Source organism: Butyricimonas sp. RTP31003st1_G1_RTP31003_210430 (assembly GCF_040920905.1).
In the GTDB taxonomy this organism is placed as follows: Bacteria; Bacteroidota; Bacteroidia; order Bacteroidales; family Marinifilaceae; genus Butyricimonas; species Butyricimonas paravirosa.
This window is the reverse complement of sequence record NZ_JBCOSQ010000050.1, coordinates 1-25835: the sequence shown is the minus strand read 5'-3', so window position 1 is coordinate 25835 and position 25835 is coordinate 1. Positions and strand designations below refer to the sequence as shown.

The window sequence follows — 25835 nt, the reverse complement described above, 5'->3', positions numbered from 1 at the left end:
ACGCCTGTGTTTCGTGAGTTCGATTGCCGCTTTGGGGGACGCTCCCAACGAGAGTGTCGTGATTGATGAGAGTACACCGGAGATTCCGGGATCGGTCCACTCGCTTTATTCTGGTAGTAAAGGGGAGGCTGAGAAAATTGTCTGGAAATATGTCCGTCAAGGACTGGATGTTGTGATTGTGAACCCGGCTATTATTTTGGGGGCGGGGTTACGGGGACGAAGTAGTGTCAAGTTGTTTGAACAGGTGAGTAAGGGGATACCTTTCTACACGGAAGGCGTGAATGGATACGTGGATGTGCGGGATGTCTGCGAGTTGATGATTCGTTTGGCGAAAGACAGTGCTATTCGGGGAGAGCGTTTCGTATTATGTGGGGGAAATTATTCTTATCGGGAGTTGTTTACCGTGATTGCCCGTGTCGTGGGCAAGCGCCCGCCTCGTATTCGGATGGCACCGTGGATGACAGGTTTGGCATGGCGGTTACTGGCTTTCGTGGCTCTGTTCACGGGAAAGAAACCGGCTTTCACGAAGGAAACGGCTCGCTCGTCTCAACATAAATCCCGTTATTCCAGTGCGAAGGTGTTGTCTCTTTTTCCCAATTTTCATTTTCATACGCTTGAAGAGACGACTCGTTTTTTCAAGGATTTGTGAAGCGGGTTGCCTAGGTCGGGGTTCATGAGGTCCGGTAGGAGCTTTCCCTGTCCCGAGGCTATCTTCTCGAAAATCTCCATTTAAATATAGGTTGGAATATTCATGAAGTCGTGGTTCATGGTTTTGCCATGAATAGTAAAGGGAACCGGGCCTCTATTAGCGTGGGCTTGGTGGTAGGGGATGAGGTGTAGTTGTTGTTCGTGTTTATTTTGATTAAATAATTTTCTTGTTTGTTATATGTTTCTCGTTAGAAAAATGTATTTTTGATGCGAGAGGTAGGGCGAGTCGCAATGGTTTAACGACTAAAATAAGATATTAGTGGATATACTGAACGTGAAACAACCGGAAATATTTGAAAGTGTATTTCATAAATATTATGCGTCACTATGTTATTTCGCCAATAAGTTCGTGCGAGATGATGAGGCGGCAAGGGATATTGTGCAAGAGGTGTTTCTTCGTTTTTGGGAATCCAAGGGGAAATTCGAGAATCAATCGGCGTTAAAATCATTCTTGTATAATTGTGTCCAGAATGCGGCATTGAATTATCTGGAAAAATTGCAGGTCCGGGCAAAAGCGAATCGTCGTTTGGGGTTGAAAGCTCCTGATGAGGAAGATGCTTTTTGTTTTCAGGTAGAAACGGATGTTTTCGAGGAAATCTTTGCCGCTATTGATGAATTACCTACTGAATGTCAGCGTATTTTCAAGATGAGTTATATCGAGATGTTGGATATTAAGACCATTTGCGAGCAACTGGATGTGGCCGAGTCAACCGTGAAGACGCAACGTCAGCGAGCTAAAAAGTATCTGCGGGAGCGGTTGCAACATCTTTATCCGGTGGTGATACTTATGTTTTTTTGATCGATAGAGGTGTGAATGGAGCTATATGGTAAATTCTAGTCATATAATATTCCTTTTTTGATTAAGGTAGTATTCATGATGGTTTTGAACTTAATCATGGTATTATTTATTGTGTATTTTGCGTAATTAAATTACACAATAGAAATATATAGAAAGAGAAAAATAATTTATATTTACTGTCATCCTTTTGAGAGAGTACCTGTTTATTGTTATAAGTTGGGGAACTTATAATTAATAATTAAAACATTATAACGTTATGAAAAAGGTGATTTGTCTTTTGTTTATATCCTCTCTTGGATGGATGTTTTCTCCTTGGAATTTATCTCAAGGGTAAATATTTGAGAATCGTGTTGAATTTTCTTCAAAAACAGTATATACTATTTGTTATGTATTGGATTTTACTTATGTTAGTCCTAGTATAACAGAAATGGAAGCAAGGTATAATATTGAAAATTCAATAAAAAAGATTGCAGAAAATTTGAAAGAACATATAGGACTTGTTGTCATTTATGGGGATGATTGGACAAGTGTTTCTCTTGGGTATCAATTTACATTGTATATGGGACATACTGATCCACAATATTTGGAACAAGTGATGTTCGATTTGGCGGAAGGATTTGCTAGAATGTTTGAGGAATTTTATCCAGGATTAATTGTTTCATGGATTACGCAAAATTAAGTTTGTAAATAGTAGCTAGGAGGCTTATGGACTTTAATACGGTCATACACATCGCGAGAATTAGTTGTCGGCTCGTTTTTCGGAGTTGGTTATTTCGTTTTTTTCTAATTTTTTCTTGCGTGGGAATATTCATATTTCAATTAATTTTTCAAGGAAATGTGACCCGCTACAATATTTCGGGGTTAATTACGATGGCTTCTTTCATCCCATACATGAATTTGTATATTTATACAATATTGCAGGCTTTTGTCGTTATTTTTCTAGCAGGAAATTACTTTACTCGGGAGCGAGGGCTTGACACGATGGAGACGGTTCATTATCGTTCGGTAAGTAACTGGGAATTGGTGTTGGGGTATTATCTAGGGTTTTTGGTCAGTTTTGGAGTAGGTGCATTATTTTCGCTTTTCTTGGGGCTTTGTGTTCACTTGTTTTTTAGTGCAGCTCCATTTTCTTTGTGGGCGTATTTATTTTATTTTTTGACATTGTTTATTCCCTCTATGATATTTTATACCGGTTTTTCCTTTTTCATGTTCTCTGTATTTAGAGAACAGACTATTGGTTTGGTGATCCTTTTCTTTTGTTTTTTTCTGAACCTTTATTTTACACGGGAGGGAATAATGGATTCTTTGGGAATATCCTTGCCTAATGCGTTATCGGGACAGGTTGGACACCCAGAGTTATCTTACTATCTTTTTCAGCGATCTTGTTGGTTCCTGATAGGTAGTTTCTTTTTAGTTTTGGCGATAAAATGTTTTTATCGCCTGCCGAATGGTTCGCGCGTTTCAGTAAGGACGGTTTTTCTTTTGTTCTTACTTTTAGGTGGAATCTGTTGTGGTTTCGTGTGTTACAAGGAAGAGTATGATGAGAATAAGACGAGAGAGTTTTATCGGGATATATATACTCAATATCGGGAGAAAGATTATCTTGCTTTAGTGAATCAAGATATAGAACTTTATCATGCAGGAGCAACAATTTCTTGCAAGAGTCGATTATTCGTGGAGAATCGATTGGGTCGAGAATTGGATGAAATCGTGTTTTTTTTGAATCCGGCGTTAAAGATAAGTTCTTTGAAAGTTCAGGGAGAAGAGATGTCATTTAGACGGGAAGGTCAGGTGGTTATCGTGAATAAGAGGGTCTCTTCCGCTGGCAAAATGAAAATAGAGATCGTGTATGCGGGAGGAATTGATGATCGAATTTGTTATCTTGATGTGCCTGATATATCTTATCAAGATACACGAACGTGTAGTTATCTGACATGTCGTTTCGGTAAACGGAATGCTTTTTTAGGAAAAGATTACACGCTATTGTTGCCTGAGTGTCTTTGGTATCCTGTGACGGTCCCCCCGGTGAATCCTGTTTCTCCGTTTGATGTTTCCCGACAGTTTACGATTTTCAATTTGACTATATCCGGACATGGAAAACAGAAAGTTATCTCGCAGGGGGAAAAAAGCGTGTATAGAGATCGGGTGGTATTTAAAAATAGGAATCCCGTAACCGGTTTATCTCTTTGTATGGGAGATTATATCGGCCGGATGATAAATGTGGATGGGATACGTTACGAGTTGTATATGTTTAAGAATAGCCTTGACGTGTTTCGTGGTTTAAATCACGTGGAGGAATTTTTATCAGAAACCATTCGGGAATCCAAAGGAACATTGGAAGAAATGATGGGGCGTCCTTTTCCCTATTCTCGGTTTCAAATTGTAGAAACTCCACTCTCCTTTACATCATATTATCGGGAGTGGCAAGGAGGGAGTGGGTACGTGCAACCTGAAATTGTTTTTCTGCCGGAGCGAGGTGTCGGTTATTGCATGGACATGAGGCAGGAGAAAAAAGGAGGAAAAGTTAAAAGAATGACGATTTCTGCTTGTTATATACCGTTAATAGCGGATAGATATTCTGATAAGGTAAAGGAACAGTTCATCATTAAACAGTTGATCGAGGGCTTGTTTTTGAAAAAGTATCATTGGAAGACTTTGCTTACCGGGTATATGGAGTTTAATCCTTTCACGTTAGGGTGGGAAGAGAAGAAAGGGGAGCATTTGGAGCAGAAATTAAATAATTATTATTTATCTCCGATGTTTTATGAGCAGGTGTTTCAAGTAAAAAGTACTGATTTCCCTGTGTTGGATCATGTCTTCTTGGGTGTGATGAAGTCTGAGTCAGCGAGAGTAGCGAAGGAAGATTATTATAGACAAAAATTATTGGAGGGGAAGGCTATCAACTATTTGAAGAATCATAGTATGGCTAATGCAGGTGATGATTCATCATTATCGGACGAAGTGTACGAGAAGATCCTTTCTCTAAAGACGGACGATTTATTCCGACATTTTACATTCTATGGAATACAGCCTAAAGAGTTATATGCATTTGTTGATTCCTGTACTCGTGGTTTGTATTTTCAGGAAATGAATTTTGAGAATATAAGTCGTAAGCTTGAAATTACCCGTGGTGTGGATTGTAAAGCGATATTGTCAGGGTGGTATAATCAGAAGTCTATACCGGTGTATGTCCTTAAAAAATTTCGAGTAGAGAAAATTGATGAATGTGCAGAAGATATAGAATTCGATCAATTTCTTAAGTTATCTGGTTTATTAGCTTCAGAACCGAATAAAACCGGGAAATATCGTGTGGTATTAGAATTGTATAATGATAGTGAGGTTGATGGGATTGTTTCGTTAGTAGAACAAAAGAATACGGGGCTTTTTTCTAGAGCTTATTATTCTAGTGATAACATTTATTATCGGAATATCAAGATTAATGCAGGGACAGGAAAAGTTTTAACCCTGTTGTGTAAGCAAATACCGGTACTTGATTTAGGAATTTCTAAAAATTATCCTCGGCAGATTAAAAGTGATTTCAGTCACCAACTAACGGGAGAGGTAAAAGAGAGCGTTTATCTGAAAGAAAAAGCGTATTTTTTACAACGTGGAGGATCCTCTGAGATTATTGTGGATAACGAGGATGCCGGATTTTATATACCTAAAAAACGTGAATTGTGGTTTCGGGATTTATTCGGGAAAGAAGAGAAAAATATTAATGATATATATGATTATGAACCCGTTGCTGATGGTAAAGAGGGTTGGCGGGTTTATGTGAATGAGAATGCCTACGGTTCTCCTGTTCGAAGTGCTGTATATAAATTGGTCGGTGAGGGAAAATCGGTTGTATCTTGGAATACTGAGATCTTGACTGATGGAAATTATGAGATTTATATTTATAGCCCAGTAGGGGGAATTTCTAAGACGATAAAAGTACAACGGGATCCTTATGCGTTAGCGAAACTAAAATATATGCAGTATTATACTGTCAAAAGTGGGGTAAACGTGTATTCTGCTGAGCTAAATGTGAGAGAGAGGACGCTTGATTCTTGGTTTTTACTAGGACAATTTTATTTGGAGAAAGGAAAACTGAGTATAGAGTTGAGTGATAAAGGGAGCGAGATTGATCAAATTATTCAAGGAGATGCTGTAAAAATTGTTTACGTGAGTAAATAAAAATCATTTTTTTTGTCATCCTTTTTCAATGTTATCTGTTTTAGTAATAAATGAAAAAACGATCGTTTTTTTATATTCTCTTTTTGCCTTCATTTCGATCAACTTTTCTTTTTACAACAAATTATCAACTACATTTAATGATTTGATTTATAACTGTTTATTGAAATATATTCAACAAAATTTATCATTTATCTTTTTTATCTCATTAAACGATCGTTAAAAAATATAAGCGAGAGGAAATTGTTCGTTTCATATTGGCTTATTTGAGGGGAGATATGACGAAGGGGGAATCTGATGAGTTTACGGAATGGATAGAGGAAGATAGAAGAAACCGTGCTTTATTTGAAAGATTGCAAAACTCTGGTTATGTGGGGAATAGTTTGCAGGAATTTCGTGGATATGATTCTGTGGAGGATTGGGAAAAGCTACGTGTAAGGTTAACGCCTCGTAGAAAAATAGGGCGTTGGGCTAGGGTTTGTGCGGCGTCCGTGGCTATTTTGTTATGTGGGGGAATGGTATGGCATTTTTGGGGAGGACAGGAGCGGGATATGAAATACGCTAGTTCTTTACCTATAGAATACGGACGTTCCAAGGCAATGCTCTTTCTGGAATCAGGAGAAATGATCCAGTTAGAAGCCGGCCGGGAGACTATTATACGGGAGGTAAAAGGGGAAAATTTCGTGAATACCGGGAGTAAATTAGTATATTCAGATACAGTAGAGGAGAAGAATGTGGAATGGCACACGTTACAAATACCAAGAGGTGGAGAATTTGTGTTGTGTTTGGCTGATGGAACGGTGGTAACCTTGAATGCGGATTCTAAAATCCATTATCCGGATCGTTTTATAGGGAATGAGCGTCAAGTTTCATTAGAAGGGGAAGCGTTTTTTGAAGTAGCGAAAGATAGTTTGAGACCTTTTGTCGTGAAAACAAACGGTATTGATGTCCGGGTATTGGGAACCGCTTTTAACTTGAAAGCATATCCGGATGAACATCAACAAACCACATTGGTACGGGGGGCTGTAGAAGTGTTGTTGGATAAACAACAGGTGTTATTACATCCCGGAGAGCAAGTGACGTGTATTGATAAGGAGTTAAGAGTTGAACAAGTAGATGTAAGACCTTATATAGCCTGGAAAGACGATCGTTTTGTTTTTGAAAATGAACCGTTGGAAGATGTATTGAAAAAATTAGAACGGTGGTATAATATAACCGTTTTTATTCAAAATCATGCGTTGACGGAGAAACGGTTCACGGGTAATTTGCCCAAGTATGAAGATATTAGTAATGTCCTGAAAATATTGGCTCTTACAACCAACATAAAATTTGAATTGAATGACCGAACGTTAATCGTTCAGCTAGAGTGATGGAAAACGGGAACTTGCGCTAACAAATTCCCGTGTTGAATAACTGCCATTGGGGAATGGCAAATTATTAATAATTAAAACTGTACAAATCTATGGAAAAAAATCGAGATTTTGACATAGGATGGGGATCTAATGTCATAAAGAAAATGTTTCGAACTATGAAAGTCTTTATTTGTATTTTAGTTCTAAGTCTATCTTCCGTTACTGCAAGTACTTTTTCTCAAGTACGGGTGAGTATAGACGTGAAAAATGCGACTCTTAAAGAGGTTTTTAAAGAGATTACCAAACTTACGGGGTATGAATTCGTGTATAGTAATAACGAGATTGAACGCATTGGAAAAGTGTCTTTAAATGTCAGTAATAAGGATTTGAAAGATGTATTGGCTGAATGTCTCAAAGGAACTCAATTGTGGTATATGATTGAGGAACAGGTGGTCGTTATTTCTCCGAAATTGTTACAAGCAGAGTCTAAGGATGTTAATAAAGCTACGATTGCATCAGGAAGGGTTGTAGGAGAGGATAAAAAGCCGATACCGGGAGTAACTGTTTTGTTAAAAGGAACATCTACGGGAGTTACAACAGGTGTTGATGGCGTGTTTTTTATCATGGTTCCTGATACGACGGCAAATGTTGAATTTATTTTTTCTTTCGTTGGAATGAAAACTAAAACCGTGGCTTACAAAAGTCGTCCTAAAACGGGAGAGTGGTTGATTACGATGGAAGAAGATTTATTGGAAATGGATGAAGTTGTTGTTACCGGATACACCACGTTATCCCGTAGGGAAACGGCGAGTGCCGTTAGTCAAATAAAGGCGGACGATGTGATGTTAAATTCAAAATCGTCAATAGACCAAATGTTGATCGGACAGATCCCGGGGATGACAATCGTACAGACATCCGGGGAACCGAGTGCAACTCCTAAAATTCGTATCCGAGGAATATCTTCAATTACATCATCGAAGGCTCCCGTTTGGGTGTTGGATGGGGTTATTCTGGAAGACCCGGTAAATGTAGATTATTCCCAGATCAATGGAGACGATGCAGCTTACTTGATCGGTAACGCTATTGCTGGTATTAATCCTCGGGATATAGAAACAATCACCGTTTTAAAGGATGCTTCGGCAACGGCAATATATGGTGTCCAAGCGGCAAATGGGGTGATCGTGTTGACAACCAAACAAGGAAAAGAGGGTAAGGCTCAATTGAATTATAATACTTCCATGACTTTAAATCAACGCCCTTCATACGGTGATTTTTATTTGATGAATGCTGCGGAAAGAATTCAACTTTCTCAAGATATTATTGCTAAGTCTTTGGAATACGGACGAGTACCGGTTTCTTTGGGGTATGAAGGGTTATATATGGATTATATGAATCGTAAAATATCTTATGAAGATTTTGCCCTTGGAACCAAACGGATGGCTAAGCGTAACACGGACTGGTATGATATATTGTTTAGAAACGTTTTGAGTCATAATCATACATTGAGTATAAACGGAGGCTCCAAGGATACCCGGTATTATGCATCAATTGGTTTTGATCAAAATTTTGGAACGGCCGAAGGAAGTGTCAGTAAACGTTATACGACAATGATGAAATTGAATTCATGGTTAAATGACCAAGTATTTGTTGGTGTGACTTTGAATGGGAATGTTACTGAGAATAAAGGTTTTCATAGTTCGGTGAATCCTAACCAGTATGCTTATGAAACTTCCCGGACGATCCCTTGTTATAACGAGGACGGATCATTATTTTATTATGAAACAAGGCAGAAAGGACAACTTGCAAGTAGTCAGGCTCCCAAAGAAGAAATGTTATATAATATTGTACATGAGTTGGGACAAACAGGATCTGCGGGAAAAGTTGCGGGTATAACCGGTCAGGTTAATCTTCAATGGAGAATAAAATACGGTTTTAAATATGATTTTTTAGGTTCATATTCTTACCAGCAATCTAAACAAAATTCATATGCAAAGGAGGCTTCCAATTACGTGGGGATAAAACGTAAATATAATATAGGAAGTATTGAACCGAATTCATTGGCTGAAGATAACAGTGTCATTCCTATCGGTGGAATAATTGATAAGTCCGAGACAGAACAGACTACTTATATGATTCGGAACACGATCGGATTTTCCGGTCATTGGGGGGATCATGAAGTTTCTGCATCTGCTCTTTCGGAGATTAGAGGGGTAAAGCAGACGGGATTCAGTGGCACGTATTATGGTTGGATGCCGGAGCGGGGACAGACCCTTACTCCCATGTTAACGTCCGCGTATGTTGCAGAGTTAGCAAATCTAAGACCGCGTATCTCTGATAATTTGACAAATTACGTGTCATGGGCAGGAACTTTGGCTTATACATGGCGGGAAAAGATCACTTTAAACGGAAATATTCGAATGGATGGTTCCAATAAATTTGGAGAGAACCCGAAATACCGTTTTTTGCCTATTTGGTCTATTGCCGGAAGGTATACGTTGACAGAAGAACCTTTTGTGAAAGGAAGTAATATCATTTCGCTATTAGCTTTAAAGGCTTCTTACGGAATTCAGGGAAATATAGATAAAAGTACATCCCCGGAATTGGTTATTCAGGTAGGAGCGTTAAATACGGTTACTCGTTTGAACGAGTCCTTCTTTGAATACTTGCCTAATGCCGATTTACGTTGGGAAAAGACAACATCTTATAATCTGGGTTTGGAAATTGCTTTATTGAAAGATCGGATACAGGGAGAATTTAACTACTATTTCAAGAAGGGTGAAGATATGATTATGAGTAAAAAAGTATCTCAATCCATGGGATTAAGTACGGTTAAAATTAATGGGGGAAGGATTGATAATAGTGGTTGTGAGTTAACGTTCAGATTTTATCCTATACGAACGGCAGATTATGCCTTTAGTGTGAATTTTGTTTATTCTTACAATAAGAACGAGTTAGTATCAGCTAATAGTGACAGTGATATTACAAATTCGGAAATGTTGAACGGTTCAGCTTTGATAGAAGGTAAACCCATGGGAACGTTTTATTCTTATCGTTTTGCCGGGTTGAACGGGGAAACAGGTTACCCGACATTTTACGATAAAGATGGCAAGAACTATTCGGAAGTGGATGGAGTAAAGTATCCTCATTATGCTCTTTATGAAGAAGAAATCGATTTGGTGAAATCAGGTTGCTTGGACCCGACAACAAGTGGTAGTTTAGGGCTTAATTTCCGATATAAAAACTTCCGGATTGATTTAGGATTTACCTATACTTTGGGGGCCCATAGACGTTTACCGAATATTTATCGACAAGAATATTATAAAATATTTGATCCGTTGATCAATGTGACGAAGGAATTAAAACATCGGTGGAACAATCCGGGAGATGAGAATTCTACAATATTCCCGGCTCTATATGATAATAGGACTTATAACCAGTTAAATCAGAAGAGTGCATTGGATGGTCGAGGGTCTGTTTATTATGGAACACAGTTATATGATAAGACTGATGTTCGAGTTGCCAAGATTGATAATGTCCGTTTGAGAAATCTTAGTTTGATGTATCGTATTCCGACGAAGATCTTGGAAAAAATAAAGATACAAGATATATCTTTTAATTTCCAGGCAACCAATTTATTCCAAATTGCCGCGAAAGAATGGAGGGGACGCGATCCGGAGTCGGGTGATTCCAATACTCCTATACCAAGAACTTATTCTTTAGGGCTAAATGTAACATTTTAAAAGGAAACTATGATGAAAGCGATATGTAAATATATTTTAGTAGTCATACTAATGACAATGGCGATTAGTTGTGATGACTTCTTGGAGACGACTTCTCAGGATTTGATAGTTCCCAAGACCGTGGAGCATTACAAAGAATTATTACAGGGCGAAGGCTATTTTAAGGAATTCTTGGCAAAAAGTGTTTTTGCATTGTACATGACAGATGATGTCGAGTATTTTGATGCTGTTGCCGGGGGATCATGGGGAGGTTTTGGAGATTCTAATTTTGAAAGTTACGGGGATTCTTATAAATGGGAAACTGAAATTGAGAATGACGTGATGACAGATCGATGTTACCAGTATCTTTACAAACAAATTCTGGTGGCGAACACTTGTATAAGTGCGTTGGATGAGATGGAAGGAACGGATGCGGAAAAGAAGATTTTATCGGGACAAGCTCATTTTACTCGTGCTTTTGGATATTTTTTGTTAGCTAATTTTTATGCACAGGCATATAATGAGGCCCAAGCGACAGATCCTTGTGTTCCTTTAGTATTAGACCCGACTCCGACAATGGAAAAATTTCCCCGGGCAACGATGGAAGAAGTATGGGGAAGGATAAAATCAGATGTCGAGGAGGCTATAAGTTCTTTAGAGAAAGCTAATATATCTGGAATATATGAGATTAACTATGGAGCGGCGTTGATATTAGGAGTGCGAGTAGCTTTGTTTATGGAAGATTTTGATCTCGTTATTGAGTATGGTGAAAAAGTTTTGAAAATTAATAGTTCGTTGTATGATATTACGGATAAACCGGTATCGACGGGAACAAGTTCTCCCTCCTCATCTAATTTTCAAGATAAATTTATTTATCCGGCTAATAATCCGGAAATAGTGTGGCTATATGATAATGGAGAAAAAGAATCTCATTATGATGTTTTCTATGTCGGTGGAATTTTAGCTGGGGATTGTATCAGTATATCTTCTGCTGCTTCTAATTCGATCGTGTCCATGTTTGATTACCAAATTGTTGAAACGGAAGGAGGGAACGTGATTGAAGGAGACAAACGTTTCACGTATTGGATCATAGCTCCTTCTGCAAGTTATTATCCGTATGTACCGATAAAATATGATCATTATAATATTGTTGGGGAAGATTATCAGAGTAGTTTTAGAACAGGGGAAGTGTATATCTCTCTTGCAGAGGCGTATGCTCGTAAGACAAATCCGGAAATAGATAAGGTGTTGGAATATTTAAATGCATTGCGGTCTCACCGGATTAAACCTTATACGAGTTTGAATAGCGGTGATTTTGCTTCCGTGGATGCGTTGATAAAATTCGTATGGGATGAACGTAGAAGGGAACTTTGTTTTGAAGAGCATCATCGGTGGTGGGATTTACGTAGAACCGGACAACCAGCCTTGTCGCATACGTGGATGGGTGGAGAAGTATACAAGTTGAAAGAAAAAGATCCGGCTTATGTGATTAATTTCCCTCAATTGGAGAGAGAATTTAATTCGGCATTAAATAATGCTCGTCCGATAAGACTTCCTGAATAATGAATTAAAAAGTACGATATGAAAAATATAATCATTTTTATGTTGTTGTGTTTTATATCTGTATCTTGTGTGGATAACGATGATTCTGATATAAAACTGGATGTTCCTTCTCAGCCAGAATTGACGGATAAGACCCCTGTTGATTCGAAGATTAAAAAAATGTATGAAAATTATGGATGTTTCATTCATTATGAATTTACAAAAGAGGAGTTTACTTATGATTGGTCAACACATTTCTCAACGCCGTCTTATTCTCCTGCTAAAGCGGATAAAGTTGTTGACGTGTTAGACTTTATAGAGGAAAAAGTTCTTTCTATTTTTCCGACAGAATTCTGTCAAAAATATGTCCCTTTAAATATCTATTTAACAGATACTTTGATGGGGTTATATAGTGATTGGAATGGTCATGCTGTGAATAGTAAGTTGATCATCGGGCGAGTGGGAGAACAGTTTGATGAATTAGATAAAGACGAGTTACGTGATGCTTGGATTTCGATATTTGTGGAACGGATGCTTGCTGTTTGGCCTTATCCAACAGATTTTGCGATTATCAGTGATGCCGGGTATAATCCGAGTTCAATTCTAAGTAACGGGACTGTTATCACGTATCAATACGTGGCAGCCACGACGGATATGGTTGCGACATATGCTATATTGAAATTTGGAAGGAGAGGAAAATATAATGCTAATGGGCGCAATATGTACACGACAAGTTATGCACAAGATTTTGGAGATTACGTGGCATTTATTGCTTTCAAGAAACCTTCGGAGAAAGAAACATATTATGCAAAGAATGCAGATGTGAAGAGAAAAGTAGAATTGGTAAAAGAGTACTTCCTTGAGAACTTTGGTATTACGTTACCAGAGGCCACGGAATAAATAAACGTAGGTTCCGTGACCGGACTCGGTCACGGAACCATGAAGAAGATCATTATAAAATTATATTGTATGAAAAAATTGTTGCTCGTTAGCATACTTATCGTGCTTAGGTGTACTGTTTTTGGACAGGGTACTGAGTTTTTAGAGGGGAAAAAATGGAGTGATGTCTTGAAAACGGCACAAGAACAGGGAAAGTATATTTTTATGGATTGCTACACCTCTTGGTGTGGTCCATGTAAGGGATTGGCACAAAACGTATTCCCGCAACCGAAAGTCGGGGAGTTTTTGAATTCTAACTTCGTGTGTTGCAAGTACGATATGGAAAAGGGAGAGGGGATTATGTTGTACAAGAAGTACAAGGATAACATTCCGGGATTCCCGACGATGTTGGTGATCAATCCTGCCGATGAAAGTATCGTTCATAAAGTCGTGGGATACACGGAACCGGATGCTCTTATTGCGGCTTTGCAGGACGGGTTGGATGGAAAGACGTTGGCTGTATTTCAAAAAAGGTATGAGGCGGGAGAACGTTCTTTGGAATTGATCAAGGATTATTGTAAAGCACTTGACGTGGCGTATGATCAAGGTACAAAAGAGAAAATCGTGAGAGACTATATTGAATCTATGCCGTTGGACTCATTGATGAATAAAGAGTTGCTGGAATTGTATTTACCTTATTTAAATGATGCTTATTCTACGCGGTACGGGTATGTTCTTAAAAATCTGGATAAGCTCCAATACCGGCTTAAAATAAATCGGTATGATATTGAATCTCGTTTACAGAGGGCTATGTCGGATGCCGTGCGTGAGATCGTGAATGTAACGCTTGCGTATACTAATGCAGACACTTTAGCTTTGATGAAAACGAAAGAAGAAAAGTTGAAAAAATTATTACAGGGAGCGTCCGTGAAAGGTTTTGGTGAATTGAATGCCAAGCTTGCTATTAATGATATACGGATGAATGGAGATATTCTGGCTCTTGATGCGATACTAGAGGCTGATAAGACTTTACAGGCTACAAGAGACGAGTATTCTTTCCGACCGGATATGTACAAATACATGATTGAGCACGCTGACGCCAAGACTCAAAAAGAGATTATCCGGAAGTACCTGACAATTATGCAAGAGAAACAGGATGTTGCGGATGAAAGAAGTAATGGCAAAGTTACTCTTTTTACTGAAAACGCTTACGATATTTTGGCTATCGGGTATTATCGTTTGGGGGATAAGAAAAAGAGTGAGGCGTGTGCGAAGAAATTTGATGAGTATTATAAACTTCGGTTGGTAGATATGAAGAAGATGTTTAAAGATGAGAAAACTCAAGCTCAGATTGATGATGAATATCGTCAGAGAATGAATGATCTTCACGAGAAAATTGGGATGAAGTAACACGAAAAATGGTATTGTATGAAAAGATTGTTAATCATTTGTATGCTTGTGGTGTTAGGAAACGGCGTTTTCGGACAGGGTATCGAGTTCATGGATAATGAACCGTGGAGCAAGGTTTTACAGCGAGCGAAAGAGCAAAATCAGCTGATATTCATGGATTGTTACACGGTGTGGTGCGGCCCTTGTAAAGGGTTGGCGCAGGATGTTTTCCCGCAGAAACAGGTGGGTGATTTTTTCAATACCCATTTCGTGAACGTGAAGTATGATATGGAGAAAGGTGATGGGAAAATGTTACGTGAAAAATACAAGGAGTATATCATTGGTTTTCCGACTTTATTATTACTTGATGGTGATGGAAATGTTGTGCATCAAATGGCTGGTTACCAAAAGGCGGAGAACTTGATTGCCGGAATGAAAGCGGGAATGGAGGGAAAATCATTACCGGCCTTGCAGAAAAAGTACGAGGCTGGAGCTCGTGATTTTGAAACGGTTCGTGATTACGTGGCAGCCTTGAACGGGGCTTTTAAAAGAGAGAATATCCCAACGATTATTTCTGAGTTTATTGCGACGATCCCGATGGAGAAACTAAAGGATAAAGAGATTTGGAATCTAGTGGGAAAATATATTACTGATCCTTATTCGGAAGCCTATCAATATGTTTTCAAGGAGATTGAGAAATACCAGTATCGTATGGATGTAAATCGTTACGATTTGGAACGTCAGTTAGCAGATGGAATGGGGAGAGCCGTGAAGGAAATTATAAGAGTCACCACGAGTACGACTGATCCTGACACGTTGAAAATGATGGCAGAGAAAGCAGATATTCTCCGGGGTATGTTGATTCAGAATACCGTAAAACGTTTTCCAATGCTCTTGTGTAAGTTGAGAATTAATGATTGTCGTTTGGCTGGAGACGTGGAGGGTATGTATAGTTGGATCATGTTTGCCGATGATTTGAATTTATTGAATTACGAGAATGATTTTCGGGGAGATACCTATATGTATATCACAGAACGGACCAAGGATAAAAAAGTTTTAAATTCCATATTGGACGTGATCGGCAAACAACAGGAGAAAGAAGATCAAGTGAAGAGTGATCTGGTGAAACAGAATTATTATGATTTGATCGCCACGCTTTACACGAGACTTGGACAAAAGGATAAGGCCGTGGATGCCCGGAAGAAATACGAACAGTTGGAAGAGGAAAAGAAAGCTGCCATGAGAAAATTATTTGGGGCGGATAAGGACAAGAAATGATGTTATATTAAAAAGATAGAAGTATGATAAAAAATGTATGTTATGGGTTATGTGCCATTATTTTACTAGTTATGGGATGTGACCAAAAAAAGACTTACACGATTTCGGGAACATGGGAGAATGGAAATGGAAAGGTCGTGTATCTGAAAAAGGAAACTAGGGAAAAGCAATTCCAGATTATAGATTCCGCAGTTGTGAAAGATAATCAGTTTAAAATGACGGGGAATATTCCGCAGTTTGAGAAGTATCTACTAGCGCTTGAGAAAAATGAGCAGGAGATTTTGTTGGATGGGGAACCGATCAAGGTTGTGGCCACCCAGATGACGAATAAGAATGGGGATAAAATTGATGCTTACAAAATGGCAATCCAGGGAAGTCATGAGCAGAAAGTTTTCGAGATGGCTCGGGGACTTTCAATGAGTAAAAGTATGGTCGGCTTGGGGGGTATGTTTGCCATGGTACAGGTGAAGGACGATTCTGTGAAACTGGATTCCACGTATAAAGCGGTGGAGATGATGAAAAGAGCGGTTGATGAAAGAATCAAGAATTTCGTGGATTCGAACAGTAATAGCTTGGCGATCACGTATGTGATCGGGGACTTCATTGCTAGGGAATATCCTTTTGAAGACGTGGAGCGCTACTATAACAACCTGACCCCGGAAGTGAAAGCCTCTTATCCGGGACAGTTGCTCAAGGAAAAAATGACAAGTTTGCGCTCGATTAACGTGGGAGGGATAGCCCCCGATATTGATTTGATGGCTCCGGATGGAAAACATGTTAAGTTATCTTCATTGAGAGGCAAGTATGTGCTGTTAGATTTCTGGGCATCTTGGTGTGGGCCGTGTTTGGCGGAGGTACCGAATGTGAAAGCGGTTTATGAGCAATATAAGGACAAAGGGTTCGAGATATATGGTGTGTCGTTGGACGACAAGAAAGATGCGTGGGTGAATGCCATTGAAAAGCACGACCTACCTTGGATACACGTCTCTTCTTTAAAGGGATGGGAATGTCCGGTGGCGAAGATTTACAACGTGACGGGAATTCCGAAAATGTATTTGTTGGATAAAGAAGGTCGGATCGTGGCCATGGACTTGAGAGGTGAGGCATTGAAGGAAAAAGTGGCGTCTTTTTTTAATTGAAAAAGAGACTCTTCTTGTCAACCGTTTTGACTTTTTTAGTCTATAACAAGAAAAAGGTGTTTTATGAAACACGAATTATTTAAAACAGTATGTATGAAAAAATGGATGATTGTATTGTTGGCAATGATTATTGTCATGCCGTTGTCGTCAGACCTGTATGCGGCGAGTAAGAAGAAAAAGAAAAAAGGAACCGCCACGGCAACTCTGCCGGCCCCTAAGAAAGTAAGTCCTTACGAGAAGTTATTGAAGGGGAAGAACGTGGAGACTTCAAAAAGTGATTTTATCACGTTGCATAAAGTAGGCAGTAAATTGTATTTCGAGATACCCTTGAAGTACATGGATCGTGAAATATTATTGGCGTCAACCGTGACGAACGTGACTTCTCCGGAATTTTGTGACATCGGTTACAAGGCGAATAATCCCTTGCATCTGAAATTCACGAAACGGGACAGTTCTATTTTCCTGCGTTACGTGTCAACGGGCGTGACGACCGATAATTTGCAAAAGGCGATGAATAACGTGTATGGTGACCCGATCCTGTATGCCTATGACGTCAAGGCGTATAACCCGGACAGTACGGCCGTGGTGATTGACATGACCACGCTGTTCACAACAAACGTGAAAGATTTGAGTTTTTTCGCGGATGCCATGATGGGGGGAATGGTGAAAATCTCTTCTTCTTTTAAAAAAGAGGCATCTTACTTGGACGAGATCAAGGCTTTCGATGATAACCTGAGCGTGAAGACGGTGATGTCTTACGGGGTGTCGTTGAGCGTGATGGGTATGATGAAATTGATGGATGATTATCCTTTCACGGCCACGGTGACCCGTTCGATCTTGCTTTTGCCGGAAGATAAGATGATTCCCCGAATCTCGGATTCCCGCGTGGGGATTTTCAACAGTACGAAAACCCGTCTTTCTATCACGAAGGAGGATGAAATCGGGAATTATTCCGTGGCTCATCGCTGGAGATTGGAACCGAAGGACGTGGAGGCTTACAAACGGGGCGAGCTGGTGGAGCCCGTGAAACAGATTGTGTTTTACGTGGATGACGCTTTCCCGGAATTGTGGAAAGAACCGATTCGTCAGGCGGTGACTACCTGGAATGCCGCTTTCGAGAAAATCGGTTTTAAAAACGTGATGGTTGCGAAGGATTTCCCGAAGGATGATCCCGATTTTGACCCGGATAACTTGAAATACTCCTGTATTCGTTACGTGGCTAATTCCACGGCTAATGCAATGGGACCCTCTTGGACAGACCCGACGACGGGTGAGATTATTAATGCCTCCGTGTTGGTTTACGGTAATATCATCCAGTTGATCAATAACTGGCGTTTCGTGCAGACCGCCCAGCTTGATCCTTCCGTGAGAGGCAAGAAATTGCCGGATGACGTGGTGAAAGCCTCTTTGATCTACGTGGTGGCACACGAAGTAGGGCATTGCTTGGGATTCATGCACAACATGGCCTCTTCGGCAGCTTTCCCGGTTGATTCGTTGCGTTCTGCATCGTTTACTCAAAAATACGGGACGACACCTTGTATCATGGATTACGCTCGTTTCAATTACGTGGCGCAACCCGGGGATAAGGGCGTGAAATTGACACCCCCGAATTTGGGTGTTTATGACGAGTTCTTGATTAAATGGAATTATCAATATATTCCCGGAACGAGAGACGAGTGGGAGGAACAACCTATCGTGGAACAATGGGTGGACGAACATGCGGGAGACCCGATTTATCGTTATGGTCGCCAACAGATACAGACTCGTTATGACCCGAGTGCTATCGAGGAAGACTTGGGTGATGACCCGATGAAAGCCAGCGAATATGGTGTGAAGAATCTGAAGTATATTCTTTCCAACTTGCAAGGATGGATTAATGATGATCCGGATTATTCTCATCGCCAGACGCTGTACGGCCAGATTATGACACAATATTATCGCTATCTGAGGAACGTGATGTATAATATCGGTGGAATCTATCTGACAGAAGTGAAAGAGGGTACTCCGGGTAAGCGTTATGAGGCTGTGCCGAAAGCTCGTCAGAAAGCATCGATGGCGTGGGTGTTGAAACAGTTCAAATCCATGGATTGGTTGAATAATGCGGAATTGAAGGCTCACTTCCCGTTAAGTGTTGACGGGAGTGCAATCGTTCGGAGTAGAGTGGCCGGGGATATTCAGGGATTGATCGGTAACGTGATTCTTTCTTCTCACGTGGCATCCTCTCCTTACTCGATTAATGAGTTTATGACGGACTTGTATAATGGCACGTGGAGTAGCTTGTTACAAGGGAAGGCATTGACAGAGGGAGACAAGATTTTGCAAAACACGATGGTGGATATGGTCTGTGCATCATTGAGTGATGGCGGTGCCAAGAAAAGTACCTCTCCTTTCGGTTTTGCTCCTTCTGTTGACGAGATCGTGGCTTACGGTTTGGATGAGAGTGGTTTGATCAGTCGTTTTGCAGACCAGTTCCGTGCGGTTGATGAAGAATATGGCCGGGGATACGTGGCCTCAAATATGGTGGCCGATCAGTTCGGAACTCCCGGTTACGGTTGGCAGAGAACGGTTGCCACGACGGCAATTGACGATTCCAAGGCCTATTTGCAAGATATGGCCGTGAAATCCCGGAATTTATTAAGAAGTAAAATAGGAGGAATGTCCGGAAACGCGAAAGTACATTATCAGGCTCTTCTTATCAAATTAAACAACGCGTTGAAGGACAAACTATAGTGTATGTTTTCTAGTTTGTGTTCAGAGTATGACGTCTGAAATTGATCTGGGGCAGTTCGTTTATCGAGCTGCCCCTCTTCTTTGTCTTTGTCGTATGTAAAAATGAATGATGGATATTTGATTGTTTTTCATATCTTTGTAAAAACGAATAGGAAAAGGCAATATATGAAGACAAAAGAAGAATATTTGGCAGATTTACGACTGTTTAAAGAAAAGTTTGCTGCAAAATATGGCATTCGTTCTATCGGAATCTTTGGTTCTGTGGCTCGTGGAGAACATCGGGATGATAGTGACTTGGATGTTTTTGTCGAGTTGGAAGAGCCTGATTTTTATACTATGCATGATATTCGGGATGCTCTTCAACAAATCTGTGGCTGTAAGGTTGATTTGTTGCGCCTGCGTGAGGGACTTCGGGAATTGTTAATAAAAAGAATCGAAAAAGATGGACTCTACGCTTAAGGAAGAGATTATAGATAAGTTGAAACAGATACTGGATTCAATAAATGTCATACGGGAGCGAAGTGTGGAGTAATCAATAAGCATTTAACTCCTTTAAAGGAAGTTGTCGAGCAATTGATCGAAGATTTGTAATATCAATGGATAATTTATTAAATTCGCGTTCGATTATAATTTAGATATATATATGAGCGACAATTCCCTATTAGAGAAATTAGAGACATTTTATATTCGTTTCCGTGAGATCGGGCAGTTGATAACCGACCCGGAGGTGATACAGGACATGAATCGTTTTGTGAAGTTGAATAAAGAGTATCGTGATCTGGAACAGATCGTGGAGGCGGGAGACGAGTTGAAACGTGCGGTGAGTTCTTACGATGAGGCACGGGAAATATTGAACACGGAGACCGATAAGGAGCTGAAAGAGATGGCCGAGATGGAGATCGAGGAGCTGGATGCCAAGATTCCCGAATTGGAGTCGAAGGTGAAGATGTTGTTGGTACCAGCTGATCCGGAGGATTCAAAGAACGTGATTCTTGAAATTCGTGCTGGAACCGGGGGTGACGAGGCCAGTCTTTTCGCGGGGGATTTGTTCCGTATGTATACGAAATTTTGCGAGTCCAAACGTTGGAAAATAGAAATAACCAATTACAGTGAAGGAACTTCTGGGGGATACAAGGAAATTGTGGCGAACATCACGGGTGACGGTGTTTACGGGATTATGAAATACGAGTCGGGAGTACACCGCGTACAGCGTGTTCCGGCAACAGAGACTCAAGGACGGGTTCATACCTCTGCGGCCACGGTGGCTGTACTGCCGGAGGCAGAAGAAGTGGATGTGGTGTTGAATCCGGCAGATATTCGGAAAGATACCTATTGTTCTTCCGGTCCCGGGGGGCAGTCCGTGAACACGACGTATTCCGCTATCCGTTTGACACATATTCCCACGGGTATCGTGGTGACTTGTCAGGACGAGAAGTCGCAGTTGAAGAACTTGGCGAAGGCAATGACCGAGTTGCGTTCTCGTATTTATGCGATCGAGCATCAGAAGTATTTAGACGAGATAGCTACAAAACGGAAAACAATGGTTTCCACAGGTGACCGTTCCGCCAAGATTCGTACTTACAATTATCCGCAAGGACGTGTGACTGATCATCGTATCAATCTGACGCTTTATAACTTGGCTGCCGTTATGGATGGCGAGTTGGGCGAGATTATCGAGAAATTGCAGATCGAGGAGAACACGGAAAAATTGAAGGAAAGCGGATTTTAAAGATAAAAGTTAAAAACTAAAAGATAAAAGTTAGAAGGTATGACTTATAACGAGTTATTTGAACAGGTAAAAAATAAAAAGTCCTTCCTTTGCGTGGGCTTGGATTCAGATATAAAGAAATTACCTCAACACCTGATGGGAGCGGAGGATCCCGTGTACGAGTTTAATAAAGCTATCGTGGATGCGACGGCCGACGTGGCAATTGCCTATAAACCTAATATCGCATTTTATGAGAGCAACGGTGTTTCCGGGTGGATCACGTTGGAGAAAACGGTGAAATACATCAAATCAAAATATCCTGAGATCTTCTTGATTGCCGATGCTAAACGCGGGGACATTGGAAATACATCCGAGATGTACGCCCGTGCTTTCTTGGAGACTATGGAATTTGATTCTATCACGGTGGCTCCTTATATGGGAGAGGATTCCGTGACCCCGTTTCTGAAATACGAGGGCAAATGGGTGATCCTGTTGGCATTGACCTCGAATAAAGGTGCTTTTGATTTCCAATTCTTTGAAGAGAATGGCGTGAAATTGTATGAACGAGTTTTGCGTAAATCTCAGGAGTGGGGAAATGACCAGAATATGATGTATGTTGTGGGTGCCACGAAAGCGGAAATGTTGAGCGGTATCCGTGAGATCGTTCCGAATCACTTCTTGCTGGTTCCGGGAGTGGGAGCGCAAGGTGGTAGTTTGGAAGAGGTCGCAAAATACGGTATGAACTCCCATTGTGGGTTGATCGTGAATTCTTCTCGTGGGATTATTTTTGCGGATAAGACCGAGAATTTTGCCGTGAGAGCGAGAGAAGAGGCCGTGAAGTTGCAACAACAGATGGCAGAATTGCTTGCTGCCAAAGGGGTGATTTAAGAGAAAGAGATTGAACTATATGTAGGAGGTGTGTTGCTTGGCGACACACCTTTTTGATTTATAAAGAGGGGCGTTTAAATTGTATATTTATAAGAGTGTCAGTTGTACGATTTCAACGTACAGCTGAGATCTCCTTCGTTTGATTGTAACGATCAATGACAAAATTTGCTCGCTCTTCTGGTGTCCCTTTAGGCACGATTATGGGCGAGTAATCAAGTTGTTGGTAGGTGACGAGCATAACATCGTAGGTTTCGACGGCTTCTTGGTAGGTTTGTTTGCGTTCGGAATCGGTTTCGTAGATCTCGGGCCAAGGGGGAAGAATGAATACCTGCGGATTGTAGCGGAAATCTTGAACGGCATGTTGGAGTTCGGGAGATGGGGATTGATGGGTGAGGTGTACGTAAGCGAGGGTGTCGGGGATACCCCGGTCGAAGAAAAGAACAGATTCCTGTTTTTGGTGCTGTTCGAAGGATTCCACGGAGCGGGAAAGCATGAGGTGGGTGTAAGCGGGTATATTTGCCCAAGGGAGGGCGTCTCCGTTTCGGGAGGCTTGTTCCCGGATAATCTCCCGGGCTACTTCGGGAACATACGGAAAACCTTGTTTGGCCAATGCCTCTAGTAAGGTCGTTTTGCCAACACCGGGTCCCCCGGTGATGACAAAGAAGTTCGGTTTATAAATCATGTTTACAAGTTTAGAGCGTGCCGGATGAAAACGGCGAGTCCGTTATCTTCGTCCGCGGGCATGTTATCGAATTGATCCCGTAGTATTTTCGGGGCATTGGACACGATGAACGGGTGACCGCAACGTTTGAGAAAATCAAGGTCGTTATAGTCATTCCCGAGTCCGGCACATTCATCGTAATGAATACCTAGCTGATCAAGGAGTAACTGGCAAGACGTACCTTTATTGACATCGGGAGCGAAAACTTCGGTCCAGATGGCTTGGTTGTCGATGGGGGACGTGGAACGGATCACGGAGTAGGTTGATAATTTTTGTTGAATATCACCGTGAAGTTGAAGTTGTTGTGCGTCTAGGATAACAAGAAATTGAGTGGCCCCGCCCTGTATCTCGTCGATTGAAGAGATAGGGATTCCCAAGCCGGGATAATTTTCGATACGGCGTCGGAAATCTTCGTGAAGAGAGGAGATATTCCGGTAATAAAAATGATGGTTGTCGGGAATTCTTTGCTGTATGGTAAAATTTATATCGTATTTCCAGAGGTGGGTAGCGATGTCTAGTGTTTCTTCGGCCGATAATTCCCGGGTGAGAAGAATCTCTTTGTCATCCCAGTGCATGATGCCGGCCCCGGAAGAAAATACCATATAATCCACCGGAAGGCCTTCGGGTAGCGTGTTGTTGAGAGAGAACACAGAACGTCCCGTGGCTAGGATGCGAACCACGCCTTGTTGGCCCGCCTCTTCCAGTGCAACCCGGTTTTCCTCGCTTATCTGGTGCCAGTTGCGGGGAAGTGTGGTTCCATCCAGATCAATAATGATAGCTTTAATCATGTAATAAGTTTAAATATTATTTTCAATTCTCCATTTTCAATTTTCAATTGTCTCGACGAGTTCATACTTGTAATAAGGTAATGGTTCGTTGAGGTAGTGGAGTACTTTTTCTTGATTCATGCCGTCGAGGGGATTATGAGCGTAGCCGAAGGTGGCTTTAATTCCCATATTGATAAAGTGTACGGCCCGGTCGAGAGCTTCCGGGAGACTGTCTCCATTGAGCATACATCCCGTGATCACGCTGGCGAAAGCGTCGCCCGTGCCGGGATATGAGGCCGGGATGTAGTCACATAGTACTCTCCAAGTCCGGTGATCCAAGCGGTTATAAGCGAGAGTGGCCACGTTTTGAGCATTGCTTCCGGGTGCGGAGGTGATAATCACGTGTTCCGGGCCGAGTTCGCTCAACTGTTTGCACCATTGTATCGCGGTTTCCACGGAGATCTCTTGTTGTGGGTTATGCCCGAGCAGAAAGGCTGCTTCCGTCAAGTTCGGGGTGATCACCTTGGCTTGGGAACAAAGTTTCCGCATTCCTTCCACCATGTCGGGTGTCATGCTGGAATATAATTCTCCGTGGTCTCCTAGTACGGGATCGACGAGAATGAAATTTTGGTCATTCTTGAAATGTGCGAAGAAATCACTGACGATGCCCATCTGTTTCACGGAGGCCAGGTAGCCCGTGTAAATGGCGTCAAATTGGAGTTGTAACTCTTTCCAGTGAGAGATAAAACTTTCCATGTAATCGGTCAGATCCAGCGAGCGGAAATCCTTGTATTCGCTATGAGCGGATAGTATGGCGGTGGGAAGGGGGCAAACCTGGAATCCCATGTGTGTCAGTATGGGGATGGCCACGGTCAATGAAGCTCTTCCGTAGCCAGACAGGTCGTGAATGGCGGCAATTTTCTTCATGATTAATCGTTTTCTTTATTCCCCAAAGGTAATAAAATTTATTTCAGTGGAACATACGGCAAGGTGAACCAAAAAGTGGAACCTTTGCCTTCCTCTGAATCGACGCCTATTTTTCCCCCTAGTTTCGAGATAATTGTTTCACTGATGGCTAATCCCAGTCCCGTTCCCTGGGCAAAATTATTCAGTTTGATAAAGCGGCCGAATACTTTCTCTTTTTTATCGGGTGCAATCCCGCAACCCGTGTCCGAGACGTAAAAATAGAGCGTGCCGGGTGACGAGAGTCTGTAACCTAGTTTTATGCTCCCTTGGTGAGTAAACTTGATGGCATTCGTGATGAAGTTGTTTATAACTTGGAATACGCGATTTCGTTCTGTTCTGATAATGCACTGTGGCAAACGTTCTTCCACGCTGAACGTGACATCGGGATTTATCATTTTAAGCAGGGTCGCTTGGGCGATTTCTTCAATGAGGCTATTTATATCTACTTTCGAGTACACGAACTCTAACGTCCCTGCCTCAATTTTAGAGAGGTCGAGAATGTCATTGATTAATTGTAGTAACAAGTTATTATTGTTTTTTATGATTTTAATATATTCCTGCCTTTCTGTTTCATCTTCCGTCATGGCGAGAATCTCGGAGAAACCCACGATCGAGTTGAGTGGAGTGCGGATTTCATGACTCATGTTTGCTAAAAATGCAGATTTCAAGCGGTTGCTTTCCTCGGCCTGCTCTTTGGCATGTAATAGCTTTTGTTCCATTTGTTTACGTTCCGTGATCACGATACTTGACCCGATGATGGTTTTCGGTTTTCCCGTGCTATCGTATTCGTAAACGGTTCCTTGCTTGTTGACCCACTCGTATTCCCGGTCATTGTACCAGTGTACGAGGTATTCCTCGTGAAATTCTTTGCGTTTACCTGTTAGGAGTTCATTGAACACGTCACGCATATGTTCCCGGTAGTCGGGATGTATCGAGTTGATATACTTTTCGACTTTACAGTAGTATTTGCCGTCAATGGCAAAGAGAGCGTCTTCATGATGGTAGATGTCGTAATCACAGGAGAAGGTTAACGATGGAACGTCGCAATCCCATGGGAGGACGTTTGCCAGGCTGAGG

The 25835-nt window shown here is 41.2% G+C and carries 19 protein-coding genes; 15 read left to right on the top strand and 4 right to left on the bottom strand.

Annotation, left to right across the window (positions count from 1 at the left end):
- The 15 genes from AB5542_RS14835 to pyrF form a co-directional block, all read left to right on the top strand.
- Positions 1 to 649, top strand: a 649-nt coding sequence (locus tag AB5542_RS14835; protein WP_368243147.1) for an NAD-dependent epimerase/dehydratase family protein, incomplete at its 5' end; no start/stop codon positions are given.
- A gap of 318 nt (positions 650 to 967) precedes the next feature.
- The gene (locus AB5542_RS14830; RefSeq protein ID WP_087421965.1) at positions 968 to 1507 is read left to right on the top strand and encodes an RNA polymerase sigma-70 factor; all 540 of its coding nucleotides are present in this window, start codon (positions 968 to 970) and stop codon (positions 1505 to 1507) included.
- A 427-nt stretch (positions 1508 to 1934) separates the two neighbouring features.
- Positions 1935 to 2186, top strand: coding sequence for a hypothetical protein (locus AB5542_RS14825; RefSeq protein WP_279041084.1), 252 nt, complete (start codon positions 1935 to 1937; stop codon positions 2184 to 2186).
- 119 nt (positions 2187 to 2305) lie between these two features.
- Positions 2306 to 5683 (top strand): ABC transporter permease, encoded by a 3378-nt coding sequence (locus AB5542_RS14820; RefSeq protein ID WP_279041082.1) that lies wholly within the window; start codon positions 2306 to 2308, stop codon positions 5681 to 5683.
- A 275-nt stretch (positions 5684 to 5958) separates the two neighbouring features.
- Positions 5959 to 7050, top strand: coding sequence for a FecR family protein (locus AB5542_RS14815; RefSeq protein ID WP_147344509.1), 1092 nt, complete (start codon positions 5959 to 5961; stop codon positions 7048 to 7050).
- 158 nt (positions 7051 to 7208) lie between these two features.
- Positions 7209 to 10772: a SusC/RagA family TonB-linked outer membrane protein gene (locus AB5542_RS14810; RefSeq protein ID WP_158572067.1), complete on the top strand. Its 3564-nt coding sequence runs from the start codon at positions 7209 to 7211 to the stop codon at positions 10770 to 10772.
- A 9-nt stretch (positions 10773 to 10781) separates the two neighbouring features.
- Entirely contained in the window at positions 10782 to 12314 is a 1533-nt protein-coding gene (locus tag AB5542_RS14805) for a RagB/SusD family nutrient uptake outer membrane protein (protein WP_087421959.1), read from the top strand.
- Between the two features lie 18 nt (positions 12315 to 12332).
- The gene (locus AB5542_RS14800) at positions 12333 to 13193 is read left to right on the top strand and encodes a putative zinc-binding metallopeptidase (RefSeq protein ID WP_087421958.1); all 861 of its coding nucleotides are present in this window, start codon (positions 12333 to 12335) and stop codon (positions 13191 to 13193) included.
- Positions 13194 to 13262: 69 nt separating this feature from the next.
- Complete coding sequence (locus tag AB5542_RS14795) at positions 13263 to 14582, top strand: thioredoxin family protein (RefSeq protein ID WP_162613839.1); 1320 nt, start codon at positions 13263 to 13265, stop codon at positions 14580 to 14582.
- Between the two features lie 18 nt (positions 14583 to 14600).
- Positions 14601 to 15839, top strand: a complete 1239-nt coding sequence (locus tag AB5542_RS14790) for a thioredoxin fold domain-containing protein (RefSeq protein WP_340279575.1) — start codon at positions 14601 to 14603, stop codon at positions 15837 to 15839.
- 23 nt (positions 15840 to 15862) lie between these two features.
- Positions 15863 to 16978, top strand: a complete 1116-nt coding sequence (locus tag AB5542_RS14785) for a redoxin domain-containing protein (RefSeq protein ID WP_340279576.1) — start codon at positions 15863 to 15865, stop codon at positions 16976 to 16978.
- A 93-nt stretch (positions 16979 to 17071) separates the two neighbouring features.
- The gene (locus AB5542_RS14780; RefSeq protein ID WP_340279577.1) at positions 17072 to 19708 is read left to right on the top strand and encodes a zinc-dependent metalloprotease; all 2637 of its coding nucleotides are present in this window, start codon (positions 17072 to 17074) and stop codon (positions 19706 to 19708) included.
- Between the two features lie 165 nt (positions 19709 to 19873).
- Positions 19874 to 20167, top strand: a complete 294-nt coding sequence (locus AB5542_RS14775) for a nucleotidyltransferase family protein (protein WP_087421954.1) — start codon at positions 19874 to 19876, stop codon at positions 20165 to 20167.
- Positions 20168 to 20351: 184 nt separating this feature from the next.
- Positions 20352 to 21437: a peptide chain release factor 1 gene (gene prfA, locus AB5542_RS14770; RefSeq protein WP_118305688.1), complete on the top strand. Its 1086-nt coding sequence runs from the start codon at positions 20352 to 20354 to the stop codon at positions 21435 to 21437.
- Positions 21438 to 21476: 39 nt separating this feature from the next.
- Positions 21477 to 22304, top strand: coding sequence for an orotidine-5'-phosphate decarboxylase (gene pyrF, locus AB5542_RS14765; RefSeq protein WP_340279580.1), 828 nt, complete (start codon positions 21477 to 21479; stop codon positions 22302 to 22304).
- A gap of 112 nt (positions 22305 to 22416) precedes the next feature.
- Here the strand turns inward: pyrF and AB5542_RS14760 are convergent, their stop codons facing one another.
- From AB5542_RS14760 to AB5542_RS14745, 4 genes are all read right to left on the bottom strand, one after another.
- On the bottom strand, positions 22417 to 22986 hold the full coding sequence (locus AB5542_RS14760) for an AAA family ATPase (RefSeq protein ID WP_279039963.1): 570 nt from the start codon (positions 22984 to 22986) through the stop codon (positions 22417 to 22419).
- A 2-nt stretch (positions 22987 to 22988) separates the two neighbouring features.
- Complete coding sequence (locus AB5542_RS14755; RefSeq protein WP_279039964.1) at positions 22989 to 23813, bottom strand: HAD-IIB family hydrolase; 825 nt, start codon at positions 23811 to 23813, stop codon at positions 22989 to 22991.
- Between the two features lie 36 nt (positions 23814 to 23849).
- Positions 23850 to 24719, bottom strand: a complete 870-nt coding sequence (locus AB5542_RS14750; RefSeq protein WP_087421949.1) for a pyridoxamine kinase — start codon at positions 24717 to 24719, stop codon at positions 23850 to 23852.
- Between the two features lie 38 nt (positions 24720 to 24757).
- Positions 24758 to 25835 (bottom strand): PAS domain-containing sensor histidine kinase (locus AB5542_RS14745; protein WP_368243145.1); only part of this gene is annotated, 1078 nt, incomplete at its 5' end.